The organism is Variovorax sp. LjRoot84 (assembly GCF_964254305.1).
Lineage (GTDB): Bacteria > Pseudomonadota > Gammaproteobacteria > Burkholderiales > Burkholderiaceae_C > Variovorax.
In genome coordinates, this window is record NZ_CAXUTE020000003.1 from 523,229 (window position 1) to 537,495 (window position 14,267).

The window sequence follows — 14,267 nt, forward strand, 5'->3', positions numbered from 1 at the left end:
CGATTTATGATGATCTCGAGACGGCAGGCGCTGGGCGCCGCGGCCGGAATGCTGATGACCGGCGTTGCTGGCAAATCACTGGCGCAGGACTACCCCAGCAAGCCCGTGCGCATCATCGTCGCGAACCCACCCGGGTCCGGCCTCGACGCCGATTCGCGCTTTTGGGCCGCAGGGCTCACAGCCGTCCTGGGCCAGTCGGTATTTGTCGAGAACCGCCCGGGCGGAGCGACGACGATCGGCACCTCGCTGGCAGCCAAGGCACCTGCGGATGGCTACACGTTGCTCATGGGGATCCCGAGCTCCCTGTGCTACATGTCCGAGCTGTACACGAAGCTGCCGTACAAGCCCTCGGACTTCGACGCCATCAGCCAGCTCACGACCTTGCGCAGCGTGATCGTTGCCCACCCGAACCTGCCCGCGTCCACGGCGTCCGACCTCGTCGCATTGGCCAAGGCCAATCCCGGGAGCATCAACGCAGGAACCGTCGGCGTGGGCACCTTCCAGCATCTGCTGGGCGAGTGGTTCGGCGCGATCACGGGGACGAACTACAAGTTCGTGCCGTACAACACCACCAGTCCCTACACGGCGCTGCTTTCGGGCGAGACGCAGGTGATGTTCGATGCACTCGCGGCCTCCATGAGCAATGTGCGCGCCGGCAAGCTGAAGGCGCTGGCGGTGACAGGCAAGAGCCGTCACCCGCTTCTTCCCAACGTGCCGACGTTCGAGGAACTGGGCATCAGGGACTACGACGCCTCGACATGGTTCGGACTTCTCGCCCCCGCAGGCACGCCTCAGGCCGTGCTCGACAAGCTGGCCGCTGCATGCGCCACCGTGGCGCGTAAGCCCGAGGTCGCGCAGCGGTACTACGACTATGGCGGCGAGCCGATCGGGAGCACACCGGCGGAGTTCTCGGCCCATATCCGCGCTGAGCGCGACAAATGGATTCCGGTGGTCAAGCGCTCGGGCATCAAGCTCGAACTGAGCTGAAGCAAGTGGAGGCACGCATGTTCATCAAGAACACCTGGTACGTCGCCGCCTGGGACAAGGAAGTCACGGGCGACGGTCTCTTCTCGCGCACCATCATCGGCGTGCCGATCCTCATGTACCGCACTGCGGACGGAACGCTGGTCGCCATGGAGGACCGCTGTTGCCATCGCGGGGCGCCGCTCTCGGTCGGCAAGCGCGAGGGCGACTGTGTGCGGTGCATGTACCACGGCCTCAAGTTCGACTCGAACGGCCAATGCATCGAGGCCCCGGCGCAGCCCCGCATTCCGCCTCAGGCGAAGGTTCGCACCTTCCCCGTAGTCAAGCAGCATCGCTGGATCTGGATCTGGATGGGAGAGCCCGCGAAGGCAGACCCCGCCCTGATTCCGCAGACACCATGGCTGGACCATCCGGATTGGCGCAGCCTCGACGGCTACATCCACTACGACGTCAACTATCTCCTCATCTGCGACAACCTTCTCGACTTCTCGCATCTGCCGTTCGTTCACCCGACCACCCTCGGCGGCGGCGCCGACTATGCCTCGTTCCCGCCCAAGGTGGAGCGTCTCGACAACGGCGTACGCATCACGCGCTGGGCGCTGAACACGGAGGCTCCCCCGTTCGTCAAGGCAGTGAAGGACTGGCCCGGCAAGGTGGACCGCTGGAACATCTACAACTTCACCATCCCGGCCGTTCTCCTCATGGACTCGGGCAATGCGCCTGCCGGCACTGGCGCGCCGGAGGGCAACCGTGTCGATGCCGTGGAATTCAGAGGATGCCAGGCGATCACGCCGGAGACGGAAAACTCCACGCACTACTTCTTTGCGCATCCGCACAACTTCTCCATCGACAAGCCGGAGGTGACGAAGTCCATCCACCAGAACATCGTCATGGCCTTCGAGGAGGACCGGGCGATCATCACGGCCCAGCAGAAGAACCTCGCGTTGGATGCCGAATTCAAGATGGTCCCGTTCGCGATGGACGCGGCGCTGTCCCAGTTCCGCTGGGTGGTCGCCCGGCGCCTGGAGCAGGAAGCGGCCGAAGCCGCGGCCACCGCCGTGGCCGGCGTGGCCCAGCCCGTCACCCTGCACCGACAGCCCGCCGACCATGCATGACGTGATCGTCTCGCGCCTCACGCACGAGGCGGACAGCGTGGTCGGGATCGAGTTGCGCGCGGCAGACGGCAGCGCGCTTCCCCCGTTCACGGGGGGCGCGCACGTGGACGTTCATCTCCCCGGTGGCTTGCGCAGGCAGTACTCCCTCACCAATGGTCCCGCGCAGACGGGCTGCTACTGCCTCGGCGTCGGCCTCGCCCGAACCTCGCGCGGCGGCTCGCGCCACGTGCACGAACGCCTGCGTGTGGGCGACCACCTGCAGGTCAGCGCGCCGCGCTCCCTATTCGGGCTCGCGGCTGAAGCCGCGGAGCACGTCTTCATCGCCGGCGGGATCGGTATCACCCCGATCCTGAGCATGATCGAGGCCTGCCAGACGGCCGGTCAACCCTGGCGCCTGCTGTACTGCGTACGCTCCCGTGCCCGGGCTGCCTACCTGTGGCGCTTGGCGCCGCACCACGCCCGCGTGCAACTGCACGTGGATGAAGAGCGGGACACGCTTCCCGACGTCGCTGGCTTCCTTCGTTCCATCCGGAACACGACCCATGTCTATTGCTGCGGGCCCGCGGCGCTGATGGACGCTGTCGGCCGGGAGGCGGCGGCAGCCGGCCTGCCCGCGCAATCCGTCCATTTTGAGCGCTTCTGCGCCGACGCCGCTCCGGCCGATGCAGCGACGGACAGTGCATTCCGGGTGACGCTGCGCCGCCGGGGGACGACCTACGTGGTGGCACCCGGGCGATCGATTCTTGAGACGCTGGAGGAGAACGGCATGGTGCACCCCTGCTCCTGCCGTGAGGGCCTGTGCCGCACCTGTGAAACGCCGCTGCTCGCCGGCAAGGCGGACCATCGTGACTTCGTGCTGAGCGAGGAAGAGCGCGTCGCGAACACGTCCATCATCCTTTGCGTCTCGCGCGCTTTCGACGACGAATTGGTGCTGGATCTCTGATCCTCGGTTCCACGCCTCTACTGATGCCTCCATCCTCGAAAATGCCCACGCTGCGAGTTCTGTGGTTCGTTCCTTCCGCTTTGGCCATGGCGGCCGACGCGTTGAAGCTGACAGCTGGCGTGATCCTGCGCGCCGAGCGCAACCCATCTTCCGACGCTCAGTTCGAAGCACTTGCCTCCGGCCGGGTGGATGCTGTCGTCACGGCCATGGACAACGTGATGGACTGGAACCTGCGGCCAGGGCCACGCGATCTGCGCCTCGTCGCGCAGCTGGAACGCACGACCCTGTTGACCCTCGTCGGGCAGAAAGGCCGAGGGAAGCTCGGGGATCTACGCGGCGCCACCCTCCTCGTCGACGCACCTTGCAACGGCTTCGTCGTGGCCTTGTGCGCCATGCTCGCGGAGGACGGCATCGGCCCGGACGCCTATGCGCTGGAACCGGTAGGCGGAGTGACGGAACGCTTCGACGCGATGCTGGCCGGGCGCGGCGACGCCACCCTGCTGGGCCCTCCGTTCGACGCGATGGCACTCCAGGCTGGTCTCAGCCACATCGCCAGCGTGCAGGATCGTTATCCCGCTTTCCCGGGGCAAGGCCTCGTGGTGAGCGCCGGTGCGCTGGAGCGGCTGCGCCCCGCCCTTTCTGCGTGGCTGCACGGTCTGGAGAGCGCGCGCAAGCGCATGGGCAGCGAACCGGACGCAGCACGCCAAGCCCTGGCCGGTGCAGGCTTCCCTGCCGAGGCCGTCGAAGCCATGGTCCGCTGCGCGCCAGTCTCGCTGTGCCCGGATCGCACCGGCGTCGAGCTGCTCATCGAGCAGCGCCGCCGCCTCGGCCTGCCGGGCGCTGATACGGTCTACGAAAAGCTGGTGGATCCCTCGGTTCTGCCCGAGGGCTGAGGCTACCCCGCCCCGAGATGGCCAGACGCCTAGGCCGCCTTGCGCCGCCTGGCGGGCACTGCGGCGGGTTCCTGCTGGGAGGGGGCCAGCACCTGCATGGTCGCGGCGCAGTGTGCATCCGCGAACTTCTTGTCCAGCGGCAGGTGCCTCATGAGCAGCCGGAAGTAGATCGGGGCGTACAGGATGTCCATCTGCAGTTCCGTATCGATGTCGCTGCGGAACTCGCCGCACCGGCGCGCTTCTTCGATCACCTCGCGAACGACAGCGCGCCGCCCGTACCAGAAGCGCTCGCGGAACTCGCGCAGCACGTCCGGGTCGCCCTGCCCTTCCGCCATGATCTGGGAGACCATCCGCCCCGACCAGCCGCTGTACTCTTCCACCAGCAGATGAATATGGCGTGTGAGTGCCTCGCGAGGGCTTATGCCCCTCGGCATGGGCGTGTGGCTCACGTGGGCATGCAGGAACGCCTCGATGACCACCGCAGCCTTGGAGCTCCACCACCGGTAGATGGTGGCTTTGCCCACCCCCGCCTCGCGCGCAATCGACTCGATCGAGATCTGCTGCAGGGATGTCGTCTCCAGGAGCTTGAGCGCCGCACCGAGGATGGCCACGCGCGATGCGTCGCTGCGCACCCGTCCCGGCGTGCGCGGGCTCAGCGCGCCTGGGCCCGTGCCCACAGCGCGTCTTGCCGTGGTCGATGCAGAGGAACCGGCGCGAGCCTTGGCTGTGGCCCGCTTCGAAGAGCTTTTGGTAGGCAAGGAAATTCCGATGGCTAGTAAGACGGCTCCATTATCCGGGTCCCAGTGCGCAGAACGCCCGGCGCGGAAGAGGCAGGCGGCCGGGCATTGCGCGCCCCTTGTTTCACCCGCACCGCGGCGAGCTCAGGTCTTGGCGCCGGGCTCCAGGTCCAGCAGCACAAAGGCCATGCGGCATGGCTTGCCGGAACGGTTCGACCAGCTGTGGTTGGTCGCACGCTGGATCAGGATGTCGCCGGGGCGCATAAGCGTCTCGCCTTCATCCATCAGCGCGTAGATCTCGCCCTCGAGCACGATCGCATAGTCGAGGGACTGCGTCTTGTGGAACCAGAAATGCCGGGCTTCGCCCTTGTCGCGCACCCCGTGATCGTCCAGGAACCGAGCCAGCTGCGACACGTCGTAGCTCTCATCCGGCGGGAAGTCGACCACGCGCAGCAGGGAGCCGTCCCTGGAGTGGAAGCCGAATGCGTGGCCAGCGGGAGCGGGATCGGCACCGGGCGCAGCGGCCTCGCCCGTCACCCAGACCACGTGGGCCAGCGGGGTGGCTGGATCGGTGGTGTGGTTCGGGGCGGGTCCGTCCGACACGAACACGGACTTGCCATGCTCGTTCTCGCCAGTGACGATCCGGCGTACCGACCGCGGACGCGCAAGCGTCTTCTCGCGATGTTCTTGGACAGTTGCTTCAGTATTCACGCTGGGCCTTCCTGATGGGTACATTTTCGAGTCGTTTCGTATTCCATTGTGCACGAGCAGAGTCACCGCTGCCGCACACATGCGTTGCGCTGTTTGCCCAGTCCTTCGATTTCGGAGTCAAGGACGTCGCCTTCCCGAAGGAAGCGGTTGTAGTGCGTGCCATTCCCCGCGGGGGACCCGGTCGCAATGACATCGCCGGGCCAGAGCTGTGCATGCGCCGTGATGTATTCGATCTGCCGTGCCACGTCGAACAGCATGTCGGCCGTGGATTCGTCTTGCATCTTCTGCCCATTCAGCTTCAAGGTGATCTGCAGCTTCTGCGGATCCGGCACGAAGCACGCGGGCACCAGGGTGGGACCGAAAGGCATGAAGCTCGGCGGAGACTTCGATCTCAGCCAGTCGGTGCCCAACATCTTGTAGTCCGTGCGGGCGATGAGATCCCGCGCCGACACATCGTTCACGATCGAGTACCCGGCGACGTAGTCGAGCGCCGCTTCGCGCCGCACGTTACGGGCCGGCCGGCCGATGATGACGGCGAGTTCCAGTTCCCACTCCGGCTTCTGCGTGGTGGCAGGGAGCACGAGGGGATCGAAGGCGCCCGTGATGGCCGAAGGCAGCTTCGGGAAGACGTAGGGCTCTCCGTGTGCCGCCCGTTCATCCATCATGTCTTCGGCCCACCTCCGAAGCCCCGCGCCCTCCAGGCCATCCGGCCCGACGCCCATGTCGAGCGTGAGGTCGACGACGTGTTTGCGATAGTTGGCCCCCGTGCAAAGCACCTGTCGCGGCAGGTCCACGGGGGGATGGACCTGCAGGCTAGACATGAGCACGCTCGAGTCGTGCTGGGCAGAAAGTTGTCCCGCCATCCCGCGCAGCACAGCCAGGTTTCGGTCCCAGTCCTGCAGGAGGTCGAGGACAGATGCGCCTTCCGACCAGCGGGCGCCGAAGCGCGCCGCCTGCGCATGCAGCGAACGCAGAGGAAGCACGTGTTCGCCGAAGCACAAGGCAGCGAAGCGTTCGCCGCCGTCCTGCGAGAAGGTTCCCAGGGAGAACTGCACGCCTGCCTTCTCACATGAAAGGCTTGCGCGGGGTCGGCCACCAGGTTCCCTCCTCACGCTCGCCCATGCGGTTGCGCAGAACGCCGACGCCAGCCACCTCCAGCTCCACGACATCGCCAGGGTTGAGGCTGCGCCCGAGTTCCAGCGCCGATCCATTGCCCATGGTGCCTGAGCCGATCACGTCGCCCGGCTGCACGTGATCGCCCAACGACACGTAGGCGATCAGCTCTTCGACGCTCCAGAGCATCTCCGATGTGTCACCCTCGCCCCAGGTCTCGCCGTTCACCCGCACGGCCATGCGGATCTGATCCAGGCGCGGGAACTCGTCGATCGTCGTGATCCACGGCCCGATGCCATAGGCGAAGTCCTTGCTCTTCGTCGGCCCCATACCTATCGCAAATTCGTTGGCCTGCAGGTCGCGCGCCGAGAAGTCATTGAAGATCGTCACGCCGAAGAGATGGGAGCGGGCGGTGTCGGGGGTGATGTTGTGGGCCACTCGCCCCATCACCCAGCCGATCTCCAGCTCATAGTCCATCTTCTCGGCGCGCGCCGGCCACGGCACTTCGGCGTCGTGCCCGATTACCGTCCAAGGCGAACCCTTGAAGTAGCCCGGGACCTGCAGTAGCGCAGGCGCGGGCGTCAATTTCATTCGTTCGTGGAACTGCCGGATGTGCTTGACGAAGGTAAGACCGTCGCGCACGACGGACGGATCGCAGGCTGCAGCCCAATGCAGTCCTTCGAAGGGCAGCGACGCATCGTCTCCGTGGCGGGTTGCCGCGTCGTGCGCGGTCTCGAGAAACTCCTCGCCGAGCGCGATGGCCGCCGACATGCTTTCGGGGAAAACGACCGAGGCGTATCGCAGGGCAGCCTCGCGGCTCGCCCCGCGCGACTGTTGGCGCAGAGCCTCCGCCGCACGCAGATCGATGACGCGGGATTGCTCGGGCAGCACCATGCAGATGCGCTGAACCGGACCGTCAAGACCCTGAACCACAAACCTTCCGAGCTTCATTGAGACTCCAATATAAAGACAGTTGCGATACTGTACGTCTCGGTTCTATTTAAATCAAATAAGTGTTTACCCCTAATCCTTAGAGGCCGAATAAGCGTCGCTTTTGGATTGACGAAGCCCCGACGGTCACCTAGTATAGGTGGCGAGACGATCCGTATTGCAAATGCCGGATGCTTTGCATGCATTGAGCGCGATACCGCTCCAACTGGTCCTTGGTCACCTTTATTCCCACCCCTACCCATGAGCAAGCGCCTTCCCGTCATCATTTCCTGCGCCCTAACCGGAGCGGGGGACACCCGAGCGAAGAATCCTGCCGTGCCCGCCGCGCCTCGCGAGATCGCGGACCAAGCCATCGAAGCCGCACGTGCCGGCGCATCCATCGTCCACATCCACGTGCGAGACCCCGAGACCGGCAAGTCGTCGACGAAGTTCGCCTACTATGAGGAGGTCGTGCAGCGCATCCGCGCCTCCCGCTGCGATGTCCTGATCAATCTCACCACCGGTTCGGGCGCCATGCTGACGGTGCCTACCGATGCGCCGTTCCGGGTCGTCTCCATCCCGGATGCCGAGCTCATGACGCCGCAAGAACGGGTTGCGCATGTGGTGAAGCTGAAGCCCGACATCTGCAGCCTTGACGTCGCGACCATGAATTTCGGCGAAGCGGCCTTCCTGAATCCAGCGAACCACCTGCGCGAAATGGCTGCGGAGATTGCCGCCTGCGGCGTCACGATGGAGCTCGAGGTCTTCGACTTCGGTCATGCCCGTCTGGCGAGTCACCTCATCGCCACTGGCGCCATCCCGAAGAGCGCCTACTTCCAGCTGTGCATGTCGGTGCCCTGGGGCGCGCCTGCCACACCCACGGTGGTAGCCGAAATGCAGCGCCTGCTGCCCTCGGGCGCGCACTGGAGCGCCTTCGGCATCGGCTCCGACCAGTTCCCGATGGTCGCCATCGCGGCGGTTCTCGGCGGGCACGTGCGGGTGGGTCTCGAGGACAACCTGTATCTCTCGCCGGGCCAGCTCGCGCGCGACAACGCCGAGCTCGTCGTCAAGGCGGCCAGGATCATCGAAGACCTCGGCTATGAGGTCGCCACCCCCGAACACGCGCGGGCCACCCTGCTTGCCTGAACCTCAGAGCGACGGCGATGTCGGAACGATTGTTGGAAGCGGACAACCCGACCCGGGCTTACGTGGCAGAGGCGGTGTCTTCCAGGCGCCGGAACGTCCCCCTCGAGGTCAATCCTGCACTGGTGAGCCTGTCAGCCCTGCTTGTTGAGAGCCGCGACGGCGAACTTGTCATCCGCTTCACCGCGCCGCGAGCTGCGACGCAGGGAAACGGCGTCGTGGGCGGGGGAACCTTGGCGAGCATGCTGGACATCGGCATGGCGATGGCGGTCCTGTCACGGCTGACACCCGGCTACACGTGCTCCACCATTAGCTTGACGGTGAACATGCAGAGCGCTGGGCAGGAAGGCCATTACATTGCCGTAGCGGGGGTCGATAGAGTCGGTCGGCAAGTCGCCTTCGCGTACGCGAAACTTTATGACGCAGAGCGCTCCCGCCTGATCGCGAACGCGACCTCTTCGCTCGCCGTCATTCCCGTGCGACCGTAAGGTCGTGCATCACGGATCGAGCCGCGTTGAGCCGACACCGAAGCTGCATGTTGGGGCAAGGCCGGCTGGGGGAGGCCCCGGCTCTTGAGCAGGCGGTTGCGCTGATGCATGACCCAGCGCCGCTCCCTCGCATGACGATAGGCGGCATAGAGCGGTGTCACGATGCTGAACATCGCCGGGGCCTCTCTCTCATTCGGGCTTGAAGGGCTGTTTCATGACGACCCGACCCCACTTTGCCGGTGTCATTGGCGGTGAGGACGTTGAAAACTCCCGCGCCGGTGGCGCTGCGGGACATCGGGGTGAAGGAGGACGACCTCGACCGTGCGGCAGATATCGTCGTAAATAAGCCCTACTGGAACCCGCGAGAGGTAGGCCCGGCACAACGCGTCGAGGTCAGACGGCTCCTGCAGAACGCCTTCGATGGCATCCGGCCCGAGCAGGCTTTCTACCTTCGGTCCGCATAGATCCGGCTGGGCTGCTGTCGCCGCAGGCCAGACGGGCCGCCGCCTTTTGCCATCGAGACGTTGCTGCGCATTCATGACTTTCAGCAGTGATTCGGCCTGAGCGGCCCTGCCACGTTGCCACTGTACCGGAGTTTGCAGGTCTGGGCGATGGCGCGAGCCGTCCGCCCGACAAGACACACCACCTTGCGATTTCGTGATCTGCTGAAAGACCATGACCTGGCCGTCGACATGCTGCGCGCGGTCGATGACATCCTGCAGACCGAGGGCCTGATGATGCGTGTGGGCACGACCGTGGACGCCGCGCTGATCGCGGCGCCCAGCTCGATCAAGATGCCGAAGGCGAACGCGATCCGGCAATGCATCCAGCCAAGAAAGGCAAGCAGTGATACTGCGAGATGAAGGCGCACATCGGTGGTAGACGCCGCGTCGGGACTGGTGCACGCGGTGGTGGATACGGCGGTTAACGTCAGCGACGTTGTGGGCCATGCGCCCGCGTAAGCGCAGGCAGCTGAATCCATTCATCGAGCCCGAGTTCGTAGCCAACGGCGTGTGCTTTTCAGTTTCCGGTGAACTTCGGCACGCGCTTGTCGAGGAAGGCGCTGACGCCTTCGCGAAAATCCCCGGTTGCAGCGCTTTCGCGGAAGGCCGCGGCTTCGGCGTCGAGCTGGTCAGCGAACCCGGTATTGAGCGACGCACGAATTAGGCGCCGCAGCCGGCCGTAGGCGAGGGTTGGGCCGGCCACGATCCGTTCAACCAAGCGACGGGTTTCTGCCTCAAGATCAACTTGGCGCACAACCCGGTTGCACAGCCCCAGGCGCAAAGCCTCAGGTGCATCGATGGTGTCACTCAGCAACGCCAACTCCAGAGCGCGATGCAGGCCCACCAGCCGCGGCAGCGCCCACGAGGTAGAGCAGTCGCAACTGGCTCCGATCAGCGGGTAGGCCACGCTGAAACGCGTGCCTTCGGCGGCGACGATCAGATCAGCGCCGCCGAGCAGCAGGCCCAAACCGCCGCCAGCAACTGCACCCTGGACACTGGCTATGACGGGAGCGTCCAGGTGCGCCAGCCTGCGCAATCCGACATGCATACTTGATATGAGCCGATCGGCGGTCCGGATCGGATCGCCATGCATCGCCGCAATGTCGCCGCCTGCCATGAACGCTCGACCCTCGCCGGAGATCCATACCGCGCGCACCTCGGGATCCGCTGCGATGTCGTTGCAGGCACGCAGGAAGCCGTCCGCCAGATCGATATCGATCGCATTAAGTGCTTGCGGGCGGTTGAAACGCAGATGGGCAATTGCGCCTTCACGCCAGTGCTGTACGGCGCCTTCATCTTGCTTGTCGAGGTATGTCATATGCCGTGCCATCAATCTGTGGAAGAAGGGTGCAGTCATGCCGGGGCTGTCTTTGGCTCGAGTCGATTCGGAGGACCGCGGCGCGGTCGATCGACGGCGAAATCAGCAGCGGACGCTCCTGCATCAATCCGGACATGGACTTCTCCCGCCGCTCTTCTGCCTGTGCATGTGTCCGCCCAGCTATTTGATGGTGATCAATTGGCCCATGGGCTCAAACTCATTGCCGTTGAACTGCACCAACTGCAGCGTGTTGAACGGGAAGTAGTCGGTGTTCGAGGTGTTCAGCGTGATGCCTGGCAGCAACATGCCAGTGCGCATGTTCTTCAGCGAGGTGGCCTGCTTGAGTAGGTTTTCGCGCGTCAGGTTGTCACCCGAGGCCTTGAGGACGGACTCCATCGCCTGCGCCAAGCCATAGGCGTACACGCTCCCTGCATTGTTCACGTCCTCGCTGGGCGCATACTTCTTCATGAACGCTAGGAACTCCCGTGTGGCCGGGTCGTTGGCCCAGCGTGGCTGCACGGCGTCCTTGAAGAAGGCCATGGCCATGATGCCCTTGGACTTCTCCAGGCCGGCGGGCTCCAGCGTCATCTTCACGTAGGCCGACACGTAAGTGAGGTACTGCTGCCTGGGCTTCCAGCCGATGTCCCAGGCCTTGCGGATGGCCTGCGCGGCGAAGCGCGCGGTGGCGAAGTTGACGAACACGTCGGCGCCCGACGACTGCAGCTTGATGATCTGCGAATCGACCGTCGGGTCGGCGACCTCGAACGAGGCCTCGGCCACCACCATCGAGGCCTTGTCGCCCAGGCCCTTCTTCAGGCCCTTGAGCAGGTCCTTGCCGAAGTCGTCGTTCTGGTAGAGCACGGCGATCTTCGCATTGGGCATCGTCTTGAGGATGTTCTTCGCGTAGAGGCCGCCCTCGCTCTCGTAGCTGGGCATGTAGGGCGTGGTCCAGGGGTAGGTCTTGGGGTCATTGAAGCGGTCCGCGCCCACGCCGAGGAACAGGTGCGGCACCTTCTTCGCGTTCATGTAGCGCTGGATCGCCGCGTTCGAGGCCGAGCCCAGGTTTCCGTACACCGCGAGCACCTCGTCCTGCTCGACCAGCTTGCGCACCACCTCGGTGGTACGCGACGGGGTGTACTGGTCGTCGTAGCTGATGAGCGTGACCTTGCGGCCGTTGATGCCGCCCTTTTCGTTGACCATCGTGAAGTACGCCTCGTTGATCTTGCCAACAATGCCGTAGGACGACGCGGGGCCGCTGTACGGCATGGTCATCCCGAGCTTGATCTCGGAGTCGGACGCGCCAGTGTCGTACTTCTTCTGCGCGAGGGCCGCGCCGGCGGTGAACAGGAGGGCCGCGCCACCCAGAGCGGCGGCCAGTCGAACGATGGAGGTCATGGAAGCTCCCGTTGAGAACGAAAAAGGGGTAAAGAAAAGAGCGGGCGCATCGCGTCGGCGGTGCGGCCCGTGGCGCGCAGATCAGTCCGTGTCGCTCGCACCCGCGCCCAGCAGGCGGCGCCGCGAACGTCGGACGGCGGCGGAAAAGTTGGCACGTGTCATGGTGTTGTCTCCATCGTTCTCGTGAAAGGCGGCCGGCCGCAGATCTCTCGGCGGACCTCATGCGGCATTCGGGCTGGATGGTAGGCGGCGGTCGTCGCGCATCACATCGTCGGAACGGACGATTGAGAGCGCCCGAGGACTGTCCCGAGTGAACCGTCAGAGCGAGTCGCCATCACCGATGAGCAAGCAGCCTCGCGCGTTCCCCGGCGGGGGGCGACCAGCGTGACGACGTCGCCAATCGCACTGCAGCAAAAAAACCGTCCGAAGCGACGACGGATCGGCTGGCGCTTGCTCAATAGTTCGCCATCGGGCGGGCCCGACCCCGGCGCATGAAGCATGGGGTGCGAGTAGTGCTTCTTAGTAGGATGGCCGCCCGACCCGACCACCACCGCGCGGGCAGGGTTGCTGGTCGGCATTGCGCCGCGTTCTTCACCTTACTACGCACAGGAGATCATCATGGAACAGACCCACAGCGCGCTGTGTGCCTCCGTCGCCGCCAGTCGCCACTGCGGCGACCCCTTGGCGGATGCCGTGATTGCCGAGTGCGACGCCGACCCCACACTGCCGCGTGCCTGGATCAACCAAGGTATCACGCAAGGGCGGGCCAGCCTGACGGCCTGCCCGCCGGCACTCGATGCGCTCCTGCATCAAGCGAATCGCCCACGCCGGCTGTCGATCCACAGCACGCTGCGCGCGGTTCAGATGCCTGGCTTTCAATTCCCTTGCTCTGGCTGACGATCGCGCTGGGCCCAGGCTCTCTGACCCATACCTACAGTGCACCGACCATCGCGGAAGTACTGGTCAAGACGCAGAATCTTCAGGCACGCACGCTGCGACGGCTTGCCGAAACCGGAATCTGGAGCCACCAGGTGGTGCGGCCCGATGGTCTGCGGCCAGGCGCCGCGGGTTATGTACACAGCCTGCAGGTACGATTGCTTCACGCCCGCGTGCGCGCGTCCATCGCGCGTGAAGGCGCCTGGGAAGTCACACGCGGCGTGCCGATTTCCCAGTGCGACATGCTGCGAACATGGCTCGACTTCACCTTCATACCATTCGGGGCACTCGTCAATCTGGGCTTCACTTTCACCGACACCGAACTGACGGATCTGTACGCCATGTGGCATGGCGTGGCGCATCTGCTTGGCATCGAGCCGGAGTTGTACCGCGGCATCCGCTCGCAAGCACAAGCGCAGGCGGCGCTGGATGTGATCGATGCCGACCTGCCACCGCCGGGCGCCGATGCGCGCTCCTTGACGCTAAACATGCTCGAGGCGGTGGGCCGGCTGATGGAACCGGCGTTGCAGATGCCGGCCGACGTGTCGATTGGCCTGATGCAGGCAATGTGTCGCCATATTCATGGCGATGCGCTGGCCGACGCACTGCAGGTACCGCGGTCGTGGGCGGCCGCGCTGCTGCCGACGCTGATCGATGCCAACCGCTATCGCCGCCAGTGCAACCTGGCCTCGCCCGAGCAGCGTCGGCAGCGCATTGCGCAGACGCTGAGAGAGTTCGATGTTGCCGACGATCAGATTCATGGCGACACGACCTACCAGCAACACGCCGAGCAACTGCCGGCCGGCAAGGTGCCGGTGACGCCGCCGCTCACTCCACCCACCGCCGTGGCAAGTTGAGAGTCTGCTCACGATCTCTCGTCACGGTCTGGAACTGCGTGCGTGGGTTCGATGGAATCTTGTCGTCGCGGCAAAGCATGCGGCGGCGCACAAAGTCGCCCAAAGTGGAGATGCGGGCGACGTTCAGCGCTAGGCTGCACCTGCTGCGAAGCGGCCGCCACCGGAGGACGCTGCCAAGCCAGTTCCCCAATCCTCTGAGGT

Annotated in this window: 15 protein-coding genes and 1 pseudogene; 10 read left to right on the forward strand and 6 right to left on the reverse strand. The window is 65.0% G+C overall.

Annotated features, from left to right (window positions below):
* Positions 1 to 6: 6 nt before the first annotated feature.
* From ACSQ9I_RS40805 to ACSQ9I_RS40820, 4 genes are read left to right on the forward strand one after another with little or no spacing between them, the layout of a single operon-like run.
* Complete coding sequence (locus ACSQ9I_RS40805; RefSeq protein WP_436317535.1) at positions 7 to 987, forward strand: Bug family tripartite tricarboxylate transporter substrate binding protein; 981 nt, start codon at positions 7 to 9, stop codon at positions 985 to 987.
* Between the two features lie 17 nt (positions 988 to 1,004).
* Positions 1,005 to 2,099 (forward strand): aromatic ring-hydroxylating dioxygenase subunit alpha, encoded by a 1,095-nt coding sequence (locus tag ACSQ9I_RS40810; protein WP_436317536.1) that lies wholly within the window; start codon positions 1,005 to 1,007, stop codon positions 2,097 to 2,099.
* Positions 2,092 to 3,042, forward strand: a complete 951-nt coding sequence (locus tag ACSQ9I_RS40815; protein ID WP_436317537.1) for a PDR/VanB family oxidoreductase — start codon at positions 2,092 to 2,094, stop codon at positions 3,040 to 3,042. The genes ACSQ9I_RS40810 and ACSQ9I_RS40815 overlap by 8 nt, the downstream gene beginning before the upstream one ends.
* Before the next feature lie 41 nt (positions 3,043 to 3,083).
* The gene (locus ACSQ9I_RS40820; RefSeq protein ID WP_436317538.1) at positions 3,084 to 3,935 is read left to right on the forward strand and encodes an ABC transporter substrate-binding protein; all 852 of its coding nucleotides are present in this window, start codon (positions 3,084 to 3,086) and stop codon (positions 3,933 to 3,935) included.
* Positions 3,936 to 3,964: 29 nt separating this feature from the next.
* On the opposite strand, the gene ACSQ9I_RS40825 is transcribed toward ACSQ9I_RS40820, so the two are convergent.
* The 4 genes from ACSQ9I_RS40825 to ACSQ9I_RS40840 form a co-directional block, all read right to left on the reverse strand.
* Positions 3,965 to 4,612: a TetR/AcrR family transcriptional regulator gene (locus ACSQ9I_RS40825; protein ID WP_436317539.1), complete on the reverse strand. Its 648-nt coding sequence runs from the start codon at positions 4,610 to 4,612 to the stop codon at positions 3,965 to 3,967.
* 204 nt (positions 4,613 to 4,816) lie between these two features.
* On the reverse strand, positions 4,817 to 5,383 hold the full coding sequence (locus ACSQ9I_RS40830; protein ID WP_436317540.1) for a cupin domain-containing protein: 567 nt from the start codon (positions 5,381 to 5,383) through the stop codon (positions 4,817 to 4,819).
* Between the two features lie 62 nt (positions 5,384 to 5,445).
* Entirely contained in the window at positions 5,446 to 6,384 is a 939-nt protein-coding gene (locus ACSQ9I_RS40835; protein WP_436317541.1) for a fumarylacetoacetate hydrolase family protein, read from the reverse strand.
* 64 nt (positions 6,385 to 6,448) lie between these two features.
* A complete protein-coding gene (locus ACSQ9I_RS40840) occupies positions 6,449 to 7,447 on the reverse strand; it encodes a fumarylacetoacetate hydrolase family protein (protein ID WP_436317542.1) in 999 nt (332 codons plus the stop codon).
* A 240-nt stretch (positions 7,448 to 7,687) separates the two neighbouring features.
* Between ACSQ9I_RS40840 and ACSQ9I_RS40845 the strand changes: the two genes are divergently transcribed.
* From ACSQ9I_RS40845 to ACSQ9I_RS40860, 4 genes and pseudogenes are all read left to right on the forward strand, one after another.
* A complete protein-coding gene (locus ACSQ9I_RS40845; protein ID WP_436317543.1) occupies positions 7,688 to 8,572 on the forward strand; it encodes a 3-keto-5-aminohexanoate cleavage protein in 885 nt (294 codons plus the stop codon).
* Between the two features lie 32 nt (positions 8,573 to 8,604).
* Positions 8,605 to 9,057 (forward strand): PaaI family thioesterase, encoded by a 453-nt coding sequence (locus ACSQ9I_RS40850; protein ID WP_436317544.1) that lies wholly within the window; start codon positions 8,605 to 8,607, stop codon positions 9,055 to 9,057.
* A gap of 260 nt (positions 9,058 to 9,317) precedes the next feature.
* Complete coding sequence (locus ACSQ9I_RS40855) at positions 9,318 to 9,521, forward strand: hypothetical protein (RefSeq protein WP_436317545.1); 204 nt, start codon at positions 9,318 to 9,320, stop codon at positions 9,519 to 9,521.
* Between the two features lie 33 nt (positions 9,522 to 9,554).
* Positions 9,555 to 10,071: pseudogene (locus ACSQ9I_RS40860) on the forward strand (transposase); the annotation flags it as partial.
* Between the two features lie 6 nt (positions 10,072 to 10,077).
* Here ACSQ9I_RS40860 and ACSQ9I_RS40865 read toward each other — a convergent pair.
* Both ACSQ9I_RS40865 and ACSQ9I_RS40870 read right to left on the reverse strand, forming a co-directional pair.
* Positions 10,078 to 10,917, reverse strand: a complete 840-nt coding sequence (locus ACSQ9I_RS40865) for an enoyl-CoA hydratase/isomerase family protein (RefSeq protein WP_436317546.1) — start codon at positions 10,915 to 10,917, stop codon at positions 10,078 to 10,080.
* 141 nt (positions 10,918 to 11,058) lie between these two features.
* A complete protein-coding gene (locus tag ACSQ9I_RS40870; protein WP_436317547.1) occupies positions 11,059 to 12,273 on the reverse strand; it encodes an ABC transporter substrate-binding protein in 1,215 nt (404 codons plus the stop codon).
* 618 nt (positions 12,274 to 12,891) lie between these two features.
* Here ACSQ9I_RS40870 and ACSQ9I_RS40875 point away from each other — a divergent pair.
* Entirely contained in the window at positions 12,892 to 13,170 is a 279-nt protein-coding gene (locus ACSQ9I_RS40875; RefSeq protein WP_436317548.1) for a hypothetical protein, read from the forward strand.
* Positions 13,158 to 14,066, forward strand: coding sequence for an oxygenase MpaB family protein (locus ACSQ9I_RS40880; RefSeq protein WP_436317549.1), 909 nt, complete (start codon positions 13,158 to 13,160; stop codon positions 14,064 to 14,066). Before ACSQ9I_RS40875 ends, ACSQ9I_RS40880 begins: the two co-directional genes overlap by 13 nt.
* Positions 14,067 to 14,267: the final 201 nt, after the last annotated feature.